Origin of the sequence: Paenibacillus sp. PAMC 26794 (genome assembly GCF_000316035.1) — a bacterium.
Lineage (GTDB): Bacteria > Bacillota > Bacilli > Paenibacillales > Paenibacillaceae > Paenibacillus.
In genome coordinates, this window is the sequence record NZ_ANHX01000025.1 from 1 (window position 1) to 22,665 (window position 22,665).

The following is a 22,665-nucleotide window of genomic DNA, read 5'->3' on the forward strand; positions in this document are numbered from 1 at the left end:
CACTGCTGGACCAGCCCAACAATTCGCTTGGGCTGCACTACCTGATCGCGCTGCAACGACTTGGCAGCGCGATCCAGCCCTTTACGGCGGCGCGTACCGGTGCCGCGTATCATGAGGCGACGCCCGGGCCGGGGGCGATCGCCAGTGCCACAGCCGTCCGCCGCCTGCTGATGGCGGACGGACCCAATGCCGCCGCGCCATACGTGCCGGCGGCAACTCTTGCCATTCTGCATCGCGAATGGCAGGAGGGGCGCGCTCCCATACACTGGGAGCGCTTTGCACAGCCGCTGTTGCACCTCGCGGCAACCCGCCGTGCCTCCGAGCTGGAACGCATCGCCGAAGTCACGGAGGGCCTGGAACACCGGCTGATCCGTACACTCGCTCAGCTCCCGGAGCCTTCAGTCGAAGCACTCCTGAATGCACTGAAGACCAAACGTTACACGCGTACAAAGCTCCAGCGTATGCTCGCCCACCTGCTCCTGAATCACACCAAAGCCGAGTGTTCACCAGAGCAATTGGCTGCCGGACCTGGATATCTCCGAGTCCTCGGATTTAATATTCAAGGGCAGAGCCTGCTTAAACAAATGAAGAAGACTGCATCGCTTCCTGTTGTGCTGAAACCGTCGACGTTCACACACAATCAACTTGAACTGGATATACAAGCTCAGGTTGCTTATGGGCTCGCATGCGAGCATAGAGACACACGCAAGATGTTCAGTGATTACTATGAGTCTCCGGTGAGACTGTAATCCACTTTTGACCATAAGCTTCATCTCCTAAGAAGCTTTTTATTCCATCATCAAACAGATCATTGATATCCACTATTCGTTACTCAACTATACAATTAAAAAAAACCCCCTTGCTGCACGCCGCTCAGGCACCTCGCAACAAGGGGATTTCCTTATTCACTTCTCTTGTTCTCTTAAATCTTTTGGGTATCTCTACCCCTTTGGGTCTAGTGAGTCTGTTGATCTTCTCAAATCTCTTGATCACATTTCATTCCACTGTAATCAATTATTCCGATTTTATCCGTTCTTTATCCATCCGGTTCAACGTTGGCTCGATCTCTTCCCGCCCGTTTAAATCCTATGATTTCACGGACAAGGTTTTCAAATAAGCCAGCGCATCATCCACCGTGCTCACAGGCACGAGTTTCATTTTGGTGCCGATCTGTTCAGCCTTGGCTGCTGCTTCCTTATAGTTATCCTTAGGTACAAAGAAGATCTCCGCTTCTTTTCGATCAGCGGCTACAATCTTGTGCACTACACCACCAATGGCACCCACCACACCCTCCTTGGTAATCGTACCTGTACCCGCAATTCGATGCCCCTTGGTCAGATCTCCAGGTGTTAACTGGTTATAGATCTCCAACGTAAACATCAAGCCAGCAGACGGACCACCAACCTGAGTATCGGTGAAGGAGATCTGTTTGTCCGGCTCTTCCGCTTTCACCTTCTGAACCGTACCAATCATTACTCCGAGTCCTGGGCGGGTTTCACCTGTTTTATTGTCTTTTACCTGAATCAGTTTCACGTCGCGGCTAATGGTCTCTCCACCACGTTCCAGTTGCATTTCGACCGCATCTCCGACCTTTTTATCTTTTAACTGGGCAGAAAGCACCGTATTATCCGGCGTAGCTGTTCCGTTCACTCCCAGAATGATATCTCCCGGAGCAATATCTCCTTCCGGTTTTGGATCTTCGGACAGTCCAAATACAAAGATATGTTCAGGTACAATAGAGTAAGTCACACCAGCCTGCTCATATGCAGCCTCCATTGCGGAGGATTGTGAGTCACTCATGAACCACACCTGTTCAGCAGAGTATTCCGCTTCGCTTTTGCCACGCAGTCGGTCTTCCTTTTTATCCACTTGAGCATTTTTATTGAACAGAGAGGTTCCTAGCAAAAACACATTGGCATATGTTGCCGACACGGTTGTCATCATGAACACACCGCGTTCTTCCTGGTCTCCACCCTTAACGGTTACCATTGGTTTTACTTCATCTGCACTGCCAGGCATATATATGATATACGGCGTTGGCATGTACACGGCAACATAGACGACCAGAGCCACCACGATCACAAAGATCGAAGCTCTGAATCCGCCAGATTTCCGAATCCGATTCATCGCATGAGCCTCCGTTCTTTGTATCTCTATATAAGCTGAACTCTACACTAATCAGCGATCGTAATTCCATCTTGTTTAATCATTTTTTTCAAGTCTAACACTCTGGTCCTTGTGCATACAATGGTACAGGCCGGATAGGCCACTGTATACAATAGCCTGTCCGGTCAAGGCCGAACCGCCCTTCGGGCGTCATTCGGCCGTCCATAACGATTCAGATGCCGAATCGGCGTTATCTGATATGAGGTGAAACGATGACATTACAGAGCGAGGTTAGAGATTCTGGCCCGTTACGAACGATAATCCTAAGTACTGGCGCTTTAATGTTGGTCATTGCGGTAGTTGCTTCCCCCAAAGAAGCGTTTGATGCCTCTATTCAAGGTCTGGATATATGGTGGAAAATCATCTTCCCTGCCATGCTCCCGTTCCTCATGTTATCCCAAATGCTCACTGCGTTTGGTTTCACCCACGCGATCGGCGCCTTGCTCGGACCGTTAATGCAACGCTGGTTCAGACTCCCAGGCAACGCAGGTCTGGCGATTGCCGTTGGCATGTGCGGCGGATTCCCAGCAGGAGCAGATGCGGTGTCCCGTTTATTTCAGGATAGACAAATTACCGCCAAGCAGGCGGTTGTCCTTGCGGCGGCATCTCATTTTGCCAATCCAATGATGATCATACTGGTCGTTGGTGCTGCTTTTCTTCAGCAGCCAGCGGCCGGATATTTTCTACTCTTGGTCCACTGGATCAGCGGCTGGATTGCGGCCATTCTTGCCACGCGTCTCCTGCCTGCACCGGGTAACCAGAAAGACAGGGTTGGCTCGACAGCCGTACAAGCAGATAAGAGCTCTCTTGATTCTCAGCCTGCAAGTCCTGCAAGTTCCACAAGTCGCTCATCTGCACCCCACCACGCAACGTTCAAACGACGCAGTGTATGGTCTGATATGATGATTGCAGCCAGAGAAGCCCATAGTCGTGATGGAAGAGGATTTGGCAAACTGTTAGGTGACACCGTATCCCAAGCTGTACAGACCTTGATGATGACTGGAGGATACATGATCGGTTTTGCCGTGTTTATCCGGTTGGTCTCCCTTTATCTGACTCCCGGGTCCTCTGCTGCACTGTGGCCAGCCTTCTTTGAGCTTCACCTGGGCACCTATCATTTGAGCCAGACTTCACTTACACCCGCGCTACTCATGTCTCTACTTGCAGCCGTCCTTGGATGGGGTGGTTTATGCTCCCATCTGCAAGTTTCTGCTGTCCTGAAAACAACTAGTCCAAGCAGCAAATCGATGTTGTACTTTGCCGGAGTTCGTCTGACTCATGGATTAATCGCCTTTTTCATCAGTCTGTTCCTATGGATGCCGTTCAGCCGTTATAGCACAGAAGCCTGGACCACATCACAGACGAATGCAGAGCAAGACCTCTCGACACCATTCGGTTGGCTATTCATACATAGTCCAGGTAACACATACCCGATCAACACCATTTGGAGCGTCTTCCCTGCTGCATGCATGGGTCTTGGGTTACTTCTTGCAGTCATGGTTAGTCTATCGGGTCTTACCTTCTGGTTTAACCGCCGGTTTTCTCGCTGATTTTCTGACGGAGCGCAGCTTCCACTTCAGGTGATACAAGATCTGTAACATCTCCATGATAATGAGCGATTTCTTTGACGATGCTGGAACTTAAATAGGAATACTTCGGATTCGTCATCATAAATATCGTTTCCGCATCCGGATTCAACTTGCTGTTGGTCGATGCCAATTGCAACTCGTATTCAAAATCAGTTACCGAGCGTATACCACGAACGATGACCTGAGCTTCCTTTTGCCGGACATAATTGGCTGTCAGATCGCGGAAACTATCCACCTCCACATTTGGTAGATGGCGGGTTACTTCCGTAATCAATTCCTTGCGTTCCTCCACCGTAAACAGCGGATTTTTGCTCATATTGTTCAACACAGCCACAATGACGCGATCAAATTGCTTCGACGCTCTGGCGATAATATCCAGATGTCCCATCGTTACGGGATCAAAACTTCCAGGATATACGGCGATCCGTTCCTGTCGGTGTATCATTTCAGTCATGAGGAGCCTCCTCTTCCGGTGTAATGGATTCTCCATCTTCAACTGCTTCAGGCGCATAATAATAGATGGATACTGCCGTCTCCCCATACAAAGCCTTGCGCGTTTGTTCAAACGGGCCGAATTGCTCAGGGTAATTATGTTTGGATTCATATTCAAGCACGATGGTTGCTTCAGGTTCCAAAAGTTCCAGTTCGTGCATGGTCAACATCAACTCGTGCCCGTTCTTTATGCGATATGGCGGGTCAAGAAACACCAGATCAAACGTTGTGCCTCGCTTGGCGAGTGCCTTCAACGCACGACCTGCATCATTACGATATACAGCCGCCTGGTCTTCCAGCTTGGTTGCCTTCAGATTCATGCGGATAACTTCAATACTTTTCGATTCCAAATCAACAAAAACAGCCTTGTCCATGCCGCGGCTCAGCGCCTCAATACCGAGACCTCCACTGCCTGCAAACAGATCCAATGCTGTGCCGCCCTCAAAATAAGGACCAACCATGCTAAATAACGCTTCCTTCACCTTGTCGGTGGTCGGCCGCGTACCCGTGCCAGGAACAGCCTTCAGCGGCCTGCCTTTTGCACTCCCAGATACTACTCTCACTTGACGAGTCACCTTTTCTCTATGTAAGTTTATTGATACGACTATCGTACCACATTCGGGTTCAGTTTGAAAAATGTGCGGTCTTCATTTCCCTTGGAAAATTGTTGACGAATTGTTGACGCATATGTATAAAGTGGAAACAATCGGGCGATTCTATAATTATCGACATCACAAGTGTCGTAGACAACCGCGGAGAAGACTTACGTTTCCCCATAAGCTCTTCGTCCGGTTTCTCCTCTCCCATGAAAAAGAAGCTCTCGAAAGAGGGCTTCTTTTTGTTGTCTAAGTTTTCATTTAATTAGTTAGTTATATTTTTCTTCAAATTCACTTATTTCGGCTTGCTCTTCGGTCTGCAACCATCCAATCTCCCTTAGCCACATGCCCATATCTGCGATAAATTCATTCACGTTTAGATGTTCAATCTTGTATTTCTGGATCTTTTCATTCAAAAAAGCATAAAACTCATGGCTTAAGACATACCGTTGTTTGCTTTTGCTTAATGCCTTATACCGATCCTCACTGACCACCAGATCAAAATAGATGACATTCTCCTTCTTTACATGTCTGACCGTCGACTTCCTCTCATATTCTTCAGGAAGACACCTGAAAACAAAGAAGAGTTCAATATCAACTATTTGATATTTGCTTTCTGCTTGTTCAAAAACAGACTGCAACTCATCCGAAAGATTGGCAACCTGCCTTACACCTGAAGTGTCAGTTGATCGGCCCAGAATCATCACTAAACTCCTCCTTGTTTATTTTCCCAACTTAACAAGACCTTACGAGTTCGGCTCTCTATGTTTCCGATTGGAAAGTCGCAAATTGATCAATGGAATGATAAGTACAACAACCGGTAAGAGAAGATTTATTGAACCATTCTTAATCATCATGAAGGTAATAAACAGCACGGCGAGCCAAGTCATAATCTCCATCATTTCATATTTGGTTAACGTCAGCTTGAATGCTTTTCTCGAAATGAAACGAATCAAGAAATAAGCGATCAAGCTGTAGAACAGGGTCATTCCCAAGATAGCAACAATGATTATGAGGTACATATCCATCATAAAAATCTCACCCGATCCTTATATCATTTCCTTAATTTTACCATATAAGCACTAGGGCGTCATTCCAAATTCCTAACCAGATTCCCTTCAAGACTGGCAATCTACGCTTTACTTCTCTTCAACAACAATCGTTGCATTATAGATCACGACACGTTTCCCATTGAGATCAAATAATACTTTATTGCCGTATTCCGTATCTTCCACGTCAATTTTGCCATCATAGGTCTGAATCAATTCACCATTATTGCTGTACACTTTAACAACCCTCTCCAGGCCACCCGAGTTATTGGACCTCATCGTTTTGAGTGCACGTTCACCTGAAGCGGTATTGAAATACCATATGAAACATCCAACTATGATACCCAAGAAGACCAACACCGTCACCCATATACCTGTCTTTGCTTTTTTACTCATCTTGAACCCCCCTCTTATGTTTCCTGTCTCGTACATTACGAGGTTGGAGAGAGAACGGTTTCATACAAAGCCTCTCAAGCTGTTCGTTGACATAACAAAACAGAGGCCTCCGATGAGCGAAGACCTCTGTTCTTTATAGAATACATTCTTTATTCTGTACGATCCTTTTACTTACAGTGCACGAATGACAAATTCAAATGTCAGTTCGCCGTCCGAAGGGATCAGGTATTCCGGATGAACTGGAGCACCCCAGCTATCATCACCGCCAACACCCATTTGTTTACCTGCTACAGTCACGACCGTATAGTGCACGGGAGGTAATTCGTACGCATGCTGTGCGTTCTCCAGCTCAAATGCTGTATATGGTGATACATTCAGCTCAACCGGGGTTCCGGATGCTTCAATTTTGAAGCCACGTCCCGCGTTGTCTGTCAATTTGGCCCAACGTACGCCCGTACGGTTGCCTGATTCCTGTGGTACCAGATATGGAGCTACAGTATCAGCTACCTTGCTGCCATGGATGCCCAGACGTGCGCCAAATGCGCGGTCTGCATAGTTTTCTTCTGGTCCCATCGCGAGCCATTCCACGTTTTCGAAGTCAGGTGATGTTCTGAAGGACAATGCATGGATTGGCAGGTTCGGCAATCCAGCTGTACCTTTGTACGCATTATGCACACGCACGCTTCCATCTGCATGAACGGTATATACCACTTTCACTTGTACATCCTCCGAAATGTTGAGCTTGTACGTGAACTCGATCCGGTATTGATCCGGTTTCTGTTCCGCTTTCCACTCTACAGAACGTGGCATCAGGCTCGCTGCATACCAGGCGCCAAGTTCGAAGCCCATCGCCATACCTTTGTCATTATCCGTCATTGCACGCCAGAAGAGCGGTGCAGGTGGTACAGCAATAGTCTCACGACCGGACAATTTCAGGGAAACCAGTGTCCCAAACTGTTTGGAGAACAGCGCATGTGTCTTGCCAGCACGAACACCAATGTTAACGTCACCTTCGATAACTTGTACATCACTTACAAGGTTCAAGTCGACTTCAACTGCATCATTTACATGATCCTGTGTGAAAATAAACTGTCCAAATGCCACTTCTTCGCCTTTGTCAGCCCACAGTGTAGCTTCTTTTAACACAAATGCAGTGTTCACAGCGTACTCGCCGCCCGCCAGAGCTTCTGCACCCAGCGGAAGTTTCACTACCGTCTCGCTTTGTGCATCCACGTTCACCACTTCCAATGTTCCACGCAGCACTTCATGTCCCTCGCGCTCCAGGCTGTATACCAGTTCCAGCGCAGATGTATCTGCGAACAGATTACCGTTCACGATTTTGACACCTTCACGATCCGGGAACAGCTTGATGTTCTGGTAAAGGAATTTAACCTCCTGCATTTTCGCAGTTACTTTACGGTCAGCATGGACAATACCGTTGCCACAGAACGAATAGTCTGATGGACGATCACCAAAATCTCCGCCATAAGCGAGGAACTCTTTGCCGTAACGATCTTTTTTATAAATGGATTGGTCGATGTAATCCCAGATGAATCCACCTTGATACATCGGATATTTGTCTTCCAACTCCGTATATTTGTGCATACCGCCAATAGAGTTACCCATGGCATGCATGTACTCACAGCTGATATACGGCTTGGTCGGGTTTGCATTCAGGAATTCCTCAATGTCCGCCGGTTTGGCATACATGCGAGTCTCCATATCACTTGTTTCATCGAAACGGCGATCATGGAATACACCTTCGTAATGTACCAGACGTGTTGGATCAGCTGATTTGAAGTACTGGGATACTTTATAAATCACTTCACCACCATGTGATTCATTACCACAAGACCAGATCAGAATGGACGGATGGTTTTTGTCACGCTCCACCATGGACACAGCGCGGTCCATAACGATATCATGCCATTCCGGTTTGTCACCTGGAATAACCCAAGAAGGTTCAACAGCACCAAGTTTCTGCCAAGATCCGTGTGTCTCCAGGTTCATCTCGTCAATAACATAAAGTCCGTATTCATCACACAACTCATACCAAAGACTTTGGTTTGGATAGTGTGACGTACGTACGGCATTCATGTTGTTCTGTTTAATCGTACGAACATCCCACAGCATATCTTCCTTCGTAACCGCACGTCCACGACGCGGGTTGAACTCATGACGATTCACACCTTTGAATACGATACGTTTACCGTTGATGTGCATCACTTTATCAATCATTTCAAATGTACGGAAACCAACGGCTTGAGGAACAACCTCAACCAGTGCACCCGCAGCATCATATACACGAATATAGAGACGGTACAAGTATGGAATCTCTGCGCTCCACAGGTTCACTGTACCGATATCTTCACGAAGACTTACTTCTCCATCATTAACTTTGGATTCAAAAGTTTTAACCGTATTGCCTTCACGATCACGAAGTTCAGCCTCTACACGTGCTCCTGCAACAGCTTTTCCTTCCAGTTTCAAATCTAGTTGCAACGTACCGTTGGTGTAAGACTTGTCCAGATCTGTGCGAACATGAACATCACGTACGTGTGCAGTTGGGACCGTATACAGATACACATCTCTGAAAATACCGGAGAAACGCCAGAAATCCTGATCTTCAAGCCAGCTGCCTGTGCTGCGTTGATACACCTCAACTGCGAGTTTGTTCTCTCCATCCTGAAGGAATGGCGTCAGGTCAAAATCAGATGGCGTGAAGCTGTCTTCCCCGTATCCTACGAATTGTCCGTTAAGCCATACATAAAATGCAGACTCTACACCTTGGAAAGAAATATATACCGGATTCGACTCCCAACCTGTCGGCAGGTGGAATGTGCGAATGTAACTTCCAACCGGATTTTTATCCTGTGGTAATGCTGGTGGACGAATGTCGTTCAAGCCATCCCAAGGATATTGTGTATTTACATATTGAATCTGTCCGTATCCTTGAAGTTGGATATGCCCCGGAACTTCAATATCATCCCAGCCTTCACTGGAAAAATCAGATGTATAGAAAAACTCAGAACGGCTGTCTGGACGAATTGCATAGTTGAATTTCCACGTACCATTCAGATCATAACGCATGGACATCGCGCCTGAACCTACAGCCTCGTCCATTGTTTGGTAATAACGGTGATCGGAATAGGCATGAAGACGGTTCACCTCAAATACACTTACGTCCCCCAACCAGTTGATATCTGCCTTTGTTGCTTTCATCGGCTCTCTCTCCCTTTAAAACGTTATAGTTTGACTTATTCAAGGTTTACTCTGGATTTCCTTTTTGCTTTACATAAACAAAAAAGACAGAGGTACGCCGTAACAGCGCCCTCTCTTCTTTCCTGCACCCGTCATTTGCACGGATATGCTGTTTTCATTACTTCACGGAACCTACCATACCTGCAACAAAATGTTTCTGCATGATGAAGAATACGATTGCTGTAGGCAGTGTTGCAATAACGATTGCTGTCATGATCACTCCATAATCCGGAGCATAACCAGCACCAAGATTTGAGATCAATAGCGGAATCGTTTGTTGGTCAGGCGTTTGCAATACAATGAGTGGCCATAGATAGTTGTTCCAGCTACTCATAAATGTAATGATTGCTGCCGCTGCATATGTTGTTTTCATTGTTGGCATATAGATCTTCAGGAAGATGCCGATTTCACTCAAACCATCAATACGTCCAGCTTCCAGCAAGTCTTTCGGGAACATTTTGGTGTTCTGACGGAAGAAAAAGATCAGGAACGCTGTTGCAATGGTTGGCAGGATAACTGCTGCCATCGTGTTGATTCCGATAACCGGTGTCACACTTGAGATCGTTGCAAACATACGGTACAGGGGTACCATAATCGCTGCGAACGGAATCATCATGGATAACAACAGGATATTAAACACGATATCACGGGACTTCGTGCGATATACCTCGAAGCCATAACCTGCCAAGGAGCCAATAAACAAAGCCAGCAACGTGGAGATAACAGAGATAATAGCCGAGTTCCCGAGAGCCTGTACCAGATTTGTGGAATCAATCAGTTTGTTAAAGTTATCAATTAAAGCTGAACCCGGTAACAATCTGCCTTTGGTTACATCGACAGATGCATTCGTTGAACTGACCAGCATCCAGAAGAATGGGAAAATGGATACAAAAGCGACGATGGACAGGAACACATAAGTGAAAATCCGTTTTGCTTTAAATTTAGCCATTTTTATTATCACCTGCCACTTTAAACTGGATAATGGACAATACAATGATCAAAATTACGATGGAATACGAAACCGTTGCTGCATAACCAAAGTCCGGTGAATATTTGAACGAAAGGTTGTAGATATACTGTGAAATCGACATGGTCGAGTTACCTGGACCACCTTTGGTAATATTCATAATCTCATCGAAGATTTGCAATGTACCAATCGTTGATGTGATGGACGTGAAGAGGATAATCGGTTTAAGCAAAGGTACTGTGATTTTGAAGAATTGTGTAAAAGCATTCGCTCCGTCGATTCTTGCAGCTTCATAGATCGATTGATCGATGTTTTGCAGAGATGACAGATAGAAAATCATGTTATATCCGGTCCAACGCCAAGTAACGGCGATTATGATCGTAATTTTAGCCCAGAACGGGTCAGTGATCCATTGGATTGGATCGCCAATAATGTGCAAGCCCATCAAGAACTGATTTACCATTCCATCCGGTGCAAACAAATATTTGAACACAACAGAATAGGCTACCAATGAAGTTACACATGGTAAGAAAATCGCTGTACGGAAGAAACTACGGAAGCGCAGTGTGCTGTCATTCAGCAATACGGAAATAAACAAACCGAGAATAATCATTACAGGTACTTGAATGATCAAGTAGATGAATGTGTTCGATAATGCTGTACGGAACGTTGTGTCAACTAACAATCTTTTGTAGTTCGCAAGGCCCGAAAATTCAAGATTGGCACCTTTGCCAGACTTGAATGATAAGAGCAGCGCTTGGATCATCGGATAGAAGTAAAATGCTACAATTCCGATAACAGCCAGCAAAACAAAAGCCCATCCAGTCAAATTATTTTTCTTTTGGAGACTGTCTCCTGTATTTATGGCTTTCACAGTATGGCTCCTCTCTCTCCACGGAACATGGATAGAACCCACAGAGCCTCTCGCCTTGTCCGGTTCGACTTGCGCCAGACAAGGGAGACGGCTCCGATGTTTCCTAGGGTTCTATAAGTTACCTTGGGTGTCCTAGTTTAATTGTGCTTCAGCTTGTTTTTGTGCTTCAGCCAGAACTTCATCAATTGATTTACCATTCAGGTACGCTTGCATTTCTACAACCAGAATGTCTTCAATTGCATAGGTGTTGCTACCATAGTTTACATTTGGAATTTCTTTGGTCCAATTTGCGAAATCACTGAAGATTTTTTGACCGCTGAAGAACTCATCTGCCTTGTTGTACGCATCCCCATCTGTAGCCGGTTTGTACGTACCGATCGCACCAATATTTGTCAACAAATCTTGGTACAATTGTTTGTCAGAACCAAATGTTTTTGCCATGAAGTCAGCAGCTTGATCTGCACCAGGAACATTGTTCATAACATACCAGGAGCTACCACCCAAGTTGGATGCATGTACAGAGTTAGATTGACCAGCCATTTTCGGCATTGGAGCTACAGCCCATTTACCGGATTGGGAAGCTTCTTGACGTACAGATGGTGAGAACCAGTTACCTGTAGGAATTGTTGCTACGCTACCATTATTGGCGTTGGCAACGAATTGACTCCAGTCAGAGTGCAATTTAACAATGTTGGCATCCATCATTTTTTTGTACGTTTCAAAAGCTTCTTTCAATGCAGGGTTAGTGCTAATGTCAGGTGTCTTGCCATCTTCTGCAGTGTACCATTTGCCTGCTGTTTGGATCATCATACGAATGATTCCAAGATCATTCGGGTCAAGAGACAGCAGCTCTTTACCTGTTTTTTCTTTTACGTCTTTACCGATTTGGATGTAATCATCCCAAGTGATGTCTTGCAGGTCAGCAGCCTTGTAGCCCGCTTGCTCCAGCAAGTCCGTTCTGTAGTACAAACCTGCTACGCCGGAGTCAAATGGAACTCCATATTGTTTGCCCTCATAGGATGTTGGTCCAATTTTGTAATCTGCAAAATCGGAAGCTTTAATCGTAGAAGACAAATCTTTGAACGCATCCGGATACGCACTCAGGAAACTTTGTGCACGATAGTCCTCAATCAAAACAATGTTTGGAAGACCGCTGGTTGTTCCAGAGTTCAACCCTGTGTTCAGCTTCTGGATAATCGCATCTTGAGCATTTTCAATGATGTTGATCTTCAAATCAGGATTTTCTTTTTGATAAATCTCTTTTGCTTGTTCAAGAGCAGCGACGTTAAATGCTTTGTCCCAAGCCCAAATCGTAATTTCGTTTGTTTTTTCATCTCCACCACTGGCAGAATTACCTCCACCACCGGATGAACATGCGGACAACAGCAGTACTGTAACGAGCATCAATACCCACATTTTTTTCAAAACATTCAACTCCCCTTCGACCTCTTTGTGTGTGTTTGTTTACGTTTTCTGAAAGCGGTTGCTTTCGATGTATACATCTTATCATTCCCAAATCGCGTTTCGTTAGTAATAATTTTGTGCGGATTTGTCATCTTATTGCCACAATGAAACCCTTTACAGAAACCGTTTGCATTAAATTTGGTTTTTTGTAATTTCTTTTGATTTTGTATTATCTTGATCTTGAAATCGTAAAAATATGTGTGTTTACTGCAACTCTGATACATAAAAATCCCCCGTTTCTGTAGAAATACAGCTACGAGGGATCTCAAATTTTGATTGTAATAGGCTACCATTCAACTCGTGATTAAAGGCAGTGTAACGGTGACTCTTGTTCCTTCCCCGACGGTACTCATAATGGTGACACCATAGGGTGAACCATATAATAACTCAATACGGTCATGCACGTTGCGAATACCGATGCCGCTGAATAGTTGACGATTATTCTTCGGATTGGGCAACGTTTCTCCCATGACAAGCCCTTCAATTCCATCACCATTGTCCATAATCTCACAGATGAGTGATTCTCCCGCTCTGGAAACCATGACATGAATCGTACCCGTCTCTTTCTTGATAAATCCATGGAAAAATGCATTTTCGATAAACGGCTGGATCACCAGTTTGGGTACATGATAGTGTGTGCAATCCGGAGCGACGTAAAAAGCTGCTTTAATCCGGCCACCATATCTGACGTGATTAATGAAGACATAATTTTTCAAATTCTCGACTTCTTGCTCCACTGTCACCGTCTGACTCACATCACTGATCGTATTTTGCAGCAATCCAATTAATGCATTAATGGTCTCCGCTGCCCTGTCCTTGTTGCCTTGTTGCACCAGAACTTTGACAGATGCAAGTGTATTGTACAAGAAATGAGGATTAATCTGACTCTGTAATGCCGCAAGCTCTGCGTTACGTTGTTCATGCTGCGTCTGTACTAATTGATCCACATAATCATGCAGTTCATCAAGCATATAGTTGTACGCATGGCCCAGTTGCCGACTCTCGTAACTGCCACTAACCGGTATATAGTTATCCAGATCACTTTTCGTAATATTAGACATCTGCTTCACCAGTCTTCGCAGTGATTTGGTGATTTGGCTGGTAATCAGAAACACCAGAACAAGCGCACCGATAACAATCGCTGTACAGATCAGCGCAACCGTCTTCATGTCAATGAGCTGTCCCATCGCCATATCTTTATCCACTACATTAATCAGGTAAAACCGATAAAAGGGCAAATACTCGGATAGAATAATGCTATCCTGCCCCATGACACGGGCATTAATACTTTTCGAAACGTCCACACTCAAATCCTTAGCATATGTGAGCAGCTCCGGCTGAATTGTACCGATCCAGTCCAGACGGTTTGAAGATATGATTTCGCCCTTTTCATTCATAATAACAACATCATTACCTCGACTCGTGAAACTGGAATAGAACTGTTGGAACTCCACTTCTCTCATGGTGACATAGAGTGTCCCGTATATGTGACCTCTTGTTCGATCCGTCAATGCCTTTGTTGCAGAAATCATCTGCAGTTCGCCTTCGCTGGTATTACTGCGGTAATAGTCAAAAATCAGCCTGCTCGGCGATTGGATTGCTGCTTTGGTAATGGGCTCCTGCTTCAATTCGTCCCCTGTCTTCTTAATGTAAGCCGGATTGGTGGAAAAACTTCGTCCGTTTACTCCCACAATGGTAATACCTACTTCATAAGACTCAATAATGGTTTGAACCCGATTCATTGTTTCACGCATATTGTAGAAAGATTTGGCCGTTGAGACTGAGTCTGCATCCCCCTCAGACAGAAATCCCCGAATGGCACCACTTTGAGCTACATTATTGGTAACCGCAGCGATCGATTCATTAAAGGATTCAAAATTTGTCTTAATCTGATTAAGCACCTTGGAGTTTGTGATACTGAACGTCTCAGTAAACAGATTGGTTGACATGTGAATGGTCGTCCATAAGATGAGTACAGAAACGAGGACAATACTGACCACCATAACCAGAAACAACTTGGGAAACAATCCGAGACGAGATAATTGGTTCATCCATTTCTTCATGATCTTATCCTTCTGACTTTATGCCCAGAATTTGCGCCGGTATCGGCTTGGTGATAATCCGGTGAATTTTTTGAATACTTTGCAAAAGTAACTATGATCGGAATAGCCTACCATACTGCTAATCTCAGAGATCGTTACATCATCGGATCGGAGCAGTTCCTCGGCTTTTTCAATCCGAATTTTATTTAAGTATTCATTAAATCCTTCTTTTTTGTGAGATGAGAAATAACTGGATAAATACGATGGATTAAAATGAAAGTGCTTGGCTACTTCAGCAAGCCCGAGCGGCTGATCAAAGTGCTCATGCATGTAATCCAGCAACATCTTCATGTTGGGATCACTTCGTTTTCCACCCGCACCAACGGTGCACTCCTGAACTTCCGTCATGAATTGATCAAGCACAGTCATGACTTCGTCCAGACTCGAAGCCCCGTCCACATTTTTAAAATACGTATATTTGCTCTCTTCCAGCCCGGCAGACTGAACATCCATATCTGCGAGGGTAATGGTCACGTTGAAGATCAAGTTACCGAGAAATGATTTGATCTCAAACACATCGGCAATATAATCCCGTCCAAGTGTTTTTGCATGATCCTGTAAATACTCCCTTGCCGCTTCGACCCGGTTACGCTTCACATGCTGCAAAAACATATTCACATTAAACTGGTAACCTGCGGGATGCATTGGAGGCAGTTCACCATACACCAGGATTGGTCGATTCTTATAATAGAAGCGATATTCAATCAGCTTAATCAGGCGTTCCCGGTAAACAACACCCATCTGTTCAAATGAAGTAAAGCTTTCACTAAGCACCCAACCAGGACTGTCTTCTCCTGCTGCATTTTCACTGGCCAACTGTCTGATCCGTTCAAGCATCCATTCATCTCTCGCAGGATCGACATTAAGAAGCATCACAGGTAATGTACCCTCTGCGGGAACCATTGCACATTCTACTTCAGGCAGATCACTGCGGAGCTTGGATTCAATCTGTTCCTGATCCATCTTCAGTGGATTCCCTCCAACACCCATGGGTTTATACACCAGCAAGCGAAAAGATTCATACGGAAAGGTATCTCGAATCATCGGCATTTCGCTATCTTCATCCAGTGTAAATCCGGACAGCATCTTTTCCATCAGTTGCCCAAGTCTCCAACCATCGTGCGACGGCTCGAACTGTAGCTCCGGAATTTTACCCGCTGTGCGTTGAAGAACCTGCAATAATTCATTCGTATCCAGCTTTGGTTTCAGTATATAATCGGCTGCCCCGTGCTGAAGCGTAGAACGTACATACTCGAATTCACTGAAGCTGCTAAGTACAATAACTTCAATCTGCGGATTACTGGCTTTTAGTGTACGGACAAACGTTTCCCCATCCATGACAGGCATGACAATGTCGGTGATCACAATATCCGGTTTTAACAAGTTCACCTGCTGTAATCCTTCTTCACCGTTGGAAGCTTCACCCACTATGATAAACCCTTCTGCTTCCCAGTTCATATGGTGCTTTATGCCCTGTCTTACCAGAAACTCATCGTCAACAATCAGCACCTTGCACAACCGGTTCATGATCGCGACCCCCTTGTCTAATCTTTCCTCTATATCTGTACAGGCTATACCAACTATTATATATCGGTTATAAACACTTTCCAGTGTTAGCGGTTACATTAATTTTAAATTGATTGTACATCTTTTTATATCCTAAAACGATCCTTTAAGCAATGGTAACTATCTATAGTTTACACTATATTTCGACAAAATAAGAAGCCCTGACTCGCCATTCGATCATTTGGCGAATCAGGACCCCTATTTCAAACCTTTATTTCGTTAAATCACTCACTTATGGTTCAATTCCCCATTGGAGACTTCCCGCGATATAACCGGTGACTTTGGACCAGTCCCGTATAGGAAGTCTGACTACCTGCAAAAGAATAATCATCCGTTTGCGTATAGTTGGTCCAATTGTTCTTGGAGATGCGCGTATGGATTTCCGTGCTTTGTCCTACATTCAGAGTTCCAGCGGAAGCTGTGAATCCAATCTCAAGCACGTGGTCAGCACCTGTCCGAACTGGATTGAGTGAACTGAACGTGCCTGTTACATTCGAACTGCCAGCAGTCGCCCAGTCAGCGAAAAAGTTCTGAGGCTGTTCACCGTTTATCGTGTAATAATATCTGATTCTCACATCAGACAGATTCAAGGCTGTAGTACCCGTATTTGTCAGTTTGAATTTGGGGCTAATCGAGCTGCCCGTCGCTGAAGTGTTGCTGTTAAACATCTCAATGCGTATGGTTCCAGCAGGTGCAGCTGTCGTGTCCTTAATGAGCAGATTCAAGGTCGCATGAGCGCCTGCGCTGAATTGAAAGGTTAGCGCCGCTGCGCCATTTGGCAGTGAAGCCAGGTAGTTTTTACTAAATACGACCTCATTACCTGTTAACGTGTAATCTGTACCTGAAACCAGTGTTGCATTCCCGTTACGAATGGAGGCAAGTGTATTGCCGTTCAGCGTTAACGTGACTGGAACATTAACCTGATTGTCTGCTTTGCGATCAAATTCGGCTGTAACCGGTGTAATCGCAGAGTTGGTCACTGGTGTACCTCCGCCATTGTTACCTCCAACACGGTCAGCATACAAAATTCCGCGGCCATTCGTTCCGAGATATACTCTTCCATACAATCGCGGATCACCCGTAATTGTGGTTACACGAGCATACTGATGCTGATCATCATTGATACGAACCCAATTAGTCCCACCGTCATCAGAGCGGAAGAATCCACGTGTTCCATCGATCTGTGCAACCGTGTATAACGCTACAACGCTCTGCCCAGGGGCCGCTTTACCAAATCCGATACTGTCTGCTTCCTCTACATTGGCAAGCTTTGTGAATGTCGCTCCTGAATCCGTGGAATGCCATAATCCGTAAGGACCTTCTTCCTCACTACCACCCGCAAACCAGAGTTCGCCTTCAACACCTGGAACGGCATCCAGATCGGCATTTCCTTCCATCGGAAGTCCGGTCGCAGGTGATGCCGTGAAGGTAGCACCACCATTCACACTCACATAGATTTTACCCGCTGCAAATCCATAAAATTTGTTTGAATTGACACGATCCGAAATCACTTTCGCCTGTGCAGGTATGCCCGTACTTGCCGTCCAGGAATTGCCGCCAGTCGAATAATGTACACCTTTATCTGATGTGCTCCATACGAGTCGGTTACCATTCGCAGAGATGGCTACGGTCCCTCCTCCGGTTGTGCCGGCAGGTTCTGCATTGGCCTTATACCATGTAGTGCCTCCGTCACTGGACAATCCAATGGATTTTGCATTTGGATCAGCAGCATAATCTGCTTTACCTACGCGAACCATCGTATTTGGACTTAACTCTGCAAAATCCAGACTTTCTGTGGAAGGATAGTTCGGGCTCGTAAATATGGTAGCTGGAGCCTGGTCCAGATTGTTATGACGGAATCCGGAGACATCCCCCAATCCGCTTATCAAATGTGCACCACTTGGCGGGCTGATCAGATCCAGTACGGCAATCTCCTCAACCCCCTTCGCCATCACTGAAATATTGATTTTTTCATCATCATCCCAGTCTGTCAGGTTCTTCGTTCCATAGATCGTAGCACCCGTTCCATACATCATGCGATCCGAATCAAACGGATCAATCTCTAGATCACCGATCATCCAGCCCAGTTTTGGGGTTGTTTCGGGCGGGGCAGGATTAGTGCCAAATGTGAGCCATGGCGCTGCCGAAATATCCTGTGTATAACGTAACTTCCGGTTCGGATATCCTTCAAATTCCCATATGCGTGTCCACGTCGCTCCGCCATCTGTACTCCTGAACAAGGTGGCATCCGGCCACCAGGAATTTAATGTCGCAACCATCAATGTACCGGGATTCTGTGCATCAACAGCCAATCCGCCATATCCAAAATAATTATCCGTGCTGCTGCTTGGAACAGGGCTGATATTGGTCCAGACACCTGTCGACGTATTCAGTTTCCACACGTCACCTTTTTCCCCATCATACGGTCCAACACCATCGCTGTACGTAATATAGAGGCTTCCGTCTGAATCAAACACACCATGATGCGGGATATAACCTGTAGGTTGACCAGCAACAACTGACCAGGTCAGGCCGCCATTAGTGCTGCGATACACGCTTTGAGCTTTATCCGCAACACCCACATAGATTGTCTGGGTTGCCTGCCCTGCCGAACCTGTTGTTTTGTCAAACGTAATCCATGCCAGACCTACGATGTCACTGGTATATTCATTCGAAGGATCTTGCACATAATTTCCCGGATTCGGGAAGCTTGTGACTTCGTTCCAGGTCACACCGTAATCGGTACTTTTCCATAACCCATGACCACTTCGTGCACCAAAATACAGAATACTGTTATCATTCGGGTCCACGGTCAGGCGTTCTCCCATTGAACGTCCCGGCATGTTGCCGCCAACTTTGAACGGAAGTGTTGTGGTCTGCCATGTATCTCCCCGGTCCGTAGAGCGCAAGATGGAGCCATTATTTTGGTCCCACGAATTCGTATACGTCCCAACTGCCATATAGACCCGATCGGGATCAACCGGGTCCGTAGCCAGTGCGTCCACACCATTCTTGTTCCAGTCATCCCAGCCGACAAAATCCGTTAAGGGTATCCACCTCTCGTCAGCCGCATTCCAGCGATAGGCTCCCCCGATATCCGTACGGGCATAGATCAGATCCTTTTCCGACTCGTTGAAAATAATGCCCGGTACAAACCCGCCTCCTGCACCAGTCACCACATTTTTCCACTCATAGGCTTCATTCGGTGCCGCTGCTGTCGTTCCAGCAAGTCCTCCCAGAGAGGCGGTTACTACGGCAACCGTCAGGCTCATCATTCGCAATTTCCCCATAAACGTTCTCATATCAACTTATCCTCCTCTTCTACTTCGTTACTGCATTTCGGTCTATCCCCGCTGTCTCATCGTGCTGATGATGGCGTGCCAGACGAATCAATGCATCCCTTGATACAAGAAGCCTCACCCCCTTCCAGCTATAATGTTAAGCGCTTACATAATTGTTCTTGATTCGCGGTTATCTGGATAATACTTTCAATAAATAACATTCGCTGGCAATCATCAAACCCCTCTGTCGAAATTCCGATTTTTGTAAAATATTTTCATTGTTTAAAATCTTTTATGCAACAAAAAAAGATGCTGTTAGAACAGCACCTTTCGACATTTTATATCAGAGTAAAAAATGGAATCGTTTCTTTCCTGGCAAACCAGATAGAGGTTCACTATATGACTGGAACCTGTTTATTTCTGGCTACCATAAGCGTGAGTCTCCTGCCCTTTAACTCCCGGTCTGATGACAAAAAGTGAGCCCGCATCCGGTGTCTCTTTCAGACGTTCTTCCTTAATCCCTATACGTGCTGTTGTAATGTATAACTCTTCGAGATCCGGTCCACCAAAACAGCAGGATGTCACCTGATCTGCCGGCACCTCGATCTGTTGCAACAGTTCTGATGTATCCGGGTTCCAACGAGTGACTCTTCCTCCGCCCCAGTGCGCAACCCACAGCATGCCCTCACCATCAACCGTCATCCCATCCGGAAAACCGAATTCCTCCGGTATGTGAATGACACTTGTCCGATTTTGTATCGTACCTGCCGTCAGATCAAAATCAAACCGGTCAATAGAACGTGTCGGGGTATCAATGTAATACATGGTCTGCCGATCCGGACTCCAGCCCAGACCGTTGGATGTAGATACACCTTGTACCATTGTGCGAACGGGGTGCCCTTGCTCCAAACAATACAGCGATCCGGCTTTGCTCTCATTATTCATGCTCATCGTGCCTGCCCAGAAGCGGCCCTTCGCATCACATTTTCCATCATTAAAACGATTGGTATCCTTATCTTGTTCAGGGTCCTCAATGGCTTGCAGCTCACCCGTAAGCAAGTGATACGTATGGAATCCACTGCGTAAAGCAACCACAACTTCGTCACCACGATAGGGAACAACAGCCCCGACATGTTCACCGACATCATAAGCCTGATCCTGCCCCGTAGCCGGATCATACACATGCACCTTGAAACTTTCAATATCTACCCACAATAATCGATTGTTCTCTGCATCCCAGCTTGGACCTTCCCCCAGTAATGCCGGGGTTTGTACCGCTACAGTTACGTCGCTCATGCCATCACGTCCTTATTCAGATTTGACGCTGCCTGACCATTCGAATCCGATGGCATCCAAGAATGCTTTGGACAGTACCATATGGCCCGTTGCATCCGGATGTACCCGGTCATAAGTCAGCACAGACGTATAGAAATGATCCCAAAAAGGAGCAAATGCAGCCTGTGTATCCACATACACCGCATCATACTCACTCGCTACCCTGCGTACCGCTTCTCCGTAGATATCCATCGTTGCCCGCATCGGATCTTCCGGATTGGCCTCAAGATAATAAGGCGTCATCAGGACCAGACCTTTCAGGTTGGGACGAACCGAAGCCACCAGTTCACGCAATGTGGATTCGTATTCTTCAAGAAATACATGTGAGTCTGTTGACAATGGGTTGTCGAACTGACGCCATACATCATTAATGCCGATCATGATCGTCAGCCAGTCCGGTTTAAGGTCCAGCACATCACGATCCCAGCGCTGTTTCAGATCACGAATCGTATTTCCACCATTACCCACATTCTGGACACGCAACATCAATTCCGGATAGATGGACCGCAAGAGGGCATAGACTTGCGCTACGTAACCATGACCCAGACCTGAACTGCCTTCGCCTACAGGATGTTCCCGACCACAATCCGTAATCGAATCCCCGATAAACAGAAGCTTGTCATTTTTCTGCAATTTCATTGTCATTTTCTCCTTCGCTCCAAAGCGCTAATATGATTACCAGCCTTGATTCTTAAGCCACGTCAAGCATAGATCAGACCATGCCCGAACCGCGTGGTTGTCTTCAGCCAATCCGAGACCATGTGAACCTTTCTCAAAAACGTGCAAGTCATAGGGAATGCCATGCGCACCCAATGCAAGTGCGTAACGCAAGCTATTCTCTACAGGCACTGCCTGGTCATCGCTGGTGTGCCAGATGAACGCTTCAGGAGCATCCGCTCTTACCTGCTGCTCCGCACTGAAAGCCTTGATCTGCTCGGCAGACGCATCAGACCCAAGCAAATTCTCACGGGAACCAGCATGTCCATAGGACTCCATCGTAATTACTGGATAACAGAGAATAACTCGGTCCGGGCGTGAACTCTGGCGTTCAATGAGGTCCTCATGATCCGGTTGTCCCTCGTCATACAGCGTTCCCAGTGTTGCTGTGAGATGTCCGCCTGCGGAGAAACCAAGTACTGCAATCTTGGCAGGGTTGATGCCGTACTGCTCGGCATGCGCACGAACATAACGTATGGCACGCTGACCATCTGTTATCGGTGCAGGATGCTGGTGAGGCGCCACCCGATATTTCAGGACAAATGCACTGATACCTGCACGGTTTAACAATTCGGCTATTGGAGCGCCTTCATGATCAGCCAAAAATCCATAACCGCCACCTGGACATACAATGACAGCGCTCTCGGAACCGGGGTGAATAAATGGAATCAAATGTGGCATTTCGTCTTCATGGCCCTGGGCTGCATAAGGTGCAGCATGATCCCATAAAGATATAGTTGTTGTCATCTTCAATCATCCTCTCCAAGTAGAACGGATACATGGGTCCGTTTAAACGTTTTCGAATCTCAG

General features: G+C 46.1%; 17 protein-coding genes and 1 pseudogene. 2 read left to right on the top strand and 16 right to left on the bottom strand.

From position 1 onward, the window contains the following. Nucleotides 1-5: 5 nt before the first annotated feature. Nucleotides 6-749, top strand: coding sequence for a nucleotidyltransferase family protein (locus tag D829_RS30935; protein ID WP_277422759.1), 744 nt, complete (start codon nucleotides 6-8; stop codon nucleotides 747-749). Nucleotides 750-1,086: 337 nt separating this feature from the next. On the opposite strand, the gene D829_RS0112505 is transcribed toward D829_RS30935, so the two are convergent. Then, the gene (locus tag D829_RS0112505; protein ID WP_017689238.1) at nucleotides 1,087-2,127 is read right to left on the bottom strand and encodes a SepM family pheromone-processing serine protease; all 1,041 of its coding nucleotides are present in this window, start codon (nucleotides 2,125-2,127) and stop codon (nucleotides 1,087-1,089) included. 251 nt (nucleotides 2,128-2,378) lie between these two features. On the opposite strand from D829_RS0112505, the gene D829_RS0112510 reads away from it, so the two are divergent. Further along, nucleotides 2,379-3,716: a nucleoside recognition domain-containing protein gene (locus D829_RS0112510; RefSeq protein ID WP_017689239.1), complete on the top strand. Its 1,338-nt coding sequence runs from the start codon at nucleotides 2,379-2,381 to the stop codon at nucleotides 3,714-3,716. Here the strand turns inward: D829_RS0112510 and coaD are convergent. The 15 genes and pseudogenes from coaD to D829_RS0112590 all read right to left on the bottom strand — a co-directional run bounded on the left by coaD (nucleotide 3,694) and on the right by D829_RS0112590 (nucleotide 22,602). Next, a complete protein-coding gene (coaD, locus tag D829_RS0112515) occupies nucleotides 3,694-4,200 on the bottom strand; it encodes a pantetheine-phosphate adenylyltransferase (protein ID WP_085981453.1) in 507 nt (168 codons plus the stop codon). The two genes, D829_RS0112510 and coaD, sit on opposite strands and share 23 nt — an antisense overlap. 1 nt (nucleotide 4,201) lies before the next feature. After that, the gene (gene rsmD / locus D829_RS0112520) at nucleotides 4,202-4,810 is read right to left on the bottom strand and encodes a 16S rRNA (guanine(966)-N(2))-methyltransferase RsmD (protein WP_017689241.1); all 609 of its coding nucleotides are present in this window, start codon (nucleotides 4,808-4,810) and stop codon (nucleotides 4,202-4,204) included. Nucleotides 4,811-5,112: 302 nt separating this feature from the next. Next, nucleotides 5,113-5,547, bottom strand: coding sequence for a hypothetical protein (locus D829_RS0112525; RefSeq protein WP_017689242.1), 435 nt, complete (start codon nucleotides 5,545-5,547; stop codon nucleotides 5,113-5,115). A 42-nt stretch (nucleotides 5,548-5,589) separates the two neighbouring features. Then, nucleotides 5,590-5,874 (bottom strand): hypothetical protein, encoded by a 285-nt coding sequence (locus tag D829_RS0112530; RefSeq protein ID WP_017689243.1) that lies wholly within the window; start codon nucleotides 5,872-5,874, stop codon nucleotides 5,590-5,592. Nucleotides 5,875-5,982: 108 nt separating this feature from the next. Then, nucleotides 5,983-6,288 carry a hypothetical protein gene (locus D829_RS0112535; RefSeq protein WP_017689244.1) on the bottom strand — a complete coding sequence of 102 codons (306 nt, stop codon included), beginning with the start codon at nucleotides 6,286-6,288 and terminating at the stop codon, nucleotides 5,983-5,985. A 171-nt stretch (nucleotides 6,289-6,459) separates the two neighbouring features. Beyond that, a complete protein-coding gene (locus D829_RS0112540; protein ID WP_017689245.1) occupies nucleotides 6,460-9,510 on the bottom strand; it encodes a glycoside hydrolase family 2 TIM barrel-domain containing protein in 3,051 nt (1,016 codons plus the stop codon). 157 nt (nucleotides 9,511-9,667) lie between these two features. Then, nucleotides 9,668-10,498 (bottom strand): carbohydrate ABC transporter permease, encoded by an 831-nt coding sequence (locus D829_RS0112545; protein WP_017689246.1) that lies wholly within the window; start codon nucleotides 10,496-10,498, stop codon nucleotides 9,668-9,670. Beyond that, nucleotides 10,491-11,390 (bottom strand): sugar ABC transporter permease, encoded by a 900-nt coding sequence (locus D829_RS0112550; protein ID WP_017689247.1) that lies wholly within the window; start codon nucleotides 11,388-11,390, stop codon nucleotides 10,491-10,493. The genes D829_RS0112545 and D829_RS0112550 overlap by 8 nt, the downstream gene beginning before the upstream one ends. Nucleotides 11,391-11,522: 132 nt before the next feature. Then, on the bottom strand, nucleotides 11,523-12,815 hold the full coding sequence (locus tag D829_RS0112555) for an extracellular solute-binding protein (protein WP_026081146.1): 1,293 nt from the start codon (nucleotides 12,813-12,815) through the stop codon (nucleotides 11,523-11,525). A 332-nt stretch (nucleotides 12,816-13,147) separates the two neighbouring features. Then, a complete protein-coding gene (locus D829_RS0112565; protein ID WP_017689250.1) occupies nucleotides 13,148-14,917 on the bottom strand; it encodes a sensor histidine kinase in 1,770 nt (589 codons plus the stop codon). A gap of 18 nt (nucleotides 14,918-14,935) precedes the next feature. Next, nucleotides 14,936-16,483 (bottom strand): response regulator transcription factor, encoded by a 1,548-nt coding sequence (locus D829_RS0112570; protein WP_017689251.1) that lies wholly within the window; start codon nucleotides 16,481-16,483, stop codon nucleotides 14,936-14,938. Nucleotides 16,484-16,754: 271 nt separating this feature from the next. Next, nucleotides 16,755-19,794: pseudogene (locus D829_RS30940) on the bottom strand (X2-like carbohydrate binding domain-containing protein). A gap of 423 nt (nucleotides 19,795-20,217) precedes the next feature. Further along, entirely contained in the window at nucleotides 20,218-21,099 is an 882-nt protein-coding gene (locus D829_RS0112580) for an SMP-30/gluconolactonase/LRE family protein (protein ID WP_017689252.1), read from the bottom strand. A 12-nt stretch (nucleotides 21,100-21,111) separates the two neighbouring features. Then, nucleotides 21,112-21,777, bottom strand: coding sequence for an SGNH/GDSL hydrolase family protein (locus tag D829_RS0112585; RefSeq protein ID WP_017689253.1), 666 nt, complete (start codon nucleotides 21,775-21,777; stop codon nucleotides 21,112-21,114). Nucleotides 21,778-21,813: 36 nt separating this feature from the next. Beyond that, a complete protein-coding gene (locus D829_RS0112590) occupies nucleotides 21,814-22,602 on the bottom strand; it encodes an alpha/beta hydrolase (RefSeq protein WP_017689254.1) in 789 nt (262 codons plus the stop codon). Nucleotides 22,603-22,665 lie beyond the last annotated feature (63 nt).

Excerpts from the sequence above, each read along its gene's own strand:
- D829_RS0112530 (WP_017689243.1), bottom strand. The coding sequence starts at position 5,874 with ATGATGGATATGTACCTCATAATCATTGTTGCTATCTTGGGAATGACC.
- coaD (WP_085981453.1), bottom strand. The coding sequence starts at position 4,200 with ATGATACACCGACAGGAACGGATCGCCGTATATCCTGGAAGTTTTGAT.
- D829_RS0112570 (WP_017689251.1), bottom strand. The coding sequence starts at position 16,483 with ATGAACCGGTTGTGCAAGGTGCTGATTGTTGACGATGAGTTTCTGGTA.
- D829_RS0112580 (WP_017689252.1), bottom strand. The coding sequence starts at position 21,099 with ATGAGCGACGTAACTGTAGCGGTACAAACCCCGGCATTACTGGGGGAA.
- D829_RS0112540 (WP_017689245.1), bottom strand. The coding sequence starts at position 9,510 with ATGAAAGCAACAAAGGCAGATATCAACTGGTTGGGGGACGTAAGTGTA.
- D829_RS0112505 (WP_017689238.1), bottom strand. The coding sequence starts at position 2,127 with ATGAATCGGATTCGGAAATCTGGCGGATTCAGAGCTTCGATCTTTGTG.
- D829_RS0112525 (WP_017689242.1), bottom strand. The coding sequence starts at position 5,547 with ATGATTCTGGGCCGATCAACTGACACTTCAGGTGTAAGGCAGGTTGCC.
- D829_RS0112585 (WP_017689253.1), bottom strand. The coding sequence starts at position 21,777 with ATGAAATTGCAGAAAAATGACAAGCTTCTGTTTATCGGGGATTCGATT.
- D829_RS0112510 (WP_017689239.1), top strand. The coding sequence starts at position 2,379 with ATGACATTACAGAGCGAGGTTAGAGATTCTGGCCCGTTACGAACGATA.
- D829_RS0112590 (WP_017689254.1), bottom strand. The coding sequence starts at position 22,602 with ATGACAACAACTATATCTTTATGGGATCATGCTGCACCTTATGCAGCC.
- D829_RS0112565 (WP_017689250.1), bottom strand. The coding sequence starts at position 14,917 with ATGAAGAAATGGATGAACCAATTATCTCGTCTCGGATTGTTTCCCAAG.
- D829_RS0112535 (WP_017689244.1), bottom strand. The coding sequence starts at position 6,288 with ATGAGTAAAAAAGCAAAGACAGGTATATGGGTGACGGTGTTGGTCTTC.
- D829_RS0112545 (WP_017689246.1), bottom strand. The coding sequence starts at position 10,498 with ATGGCTAAATTTAAAGCAAAACGGATTTTCACTTATGTGTTCCTGTCC.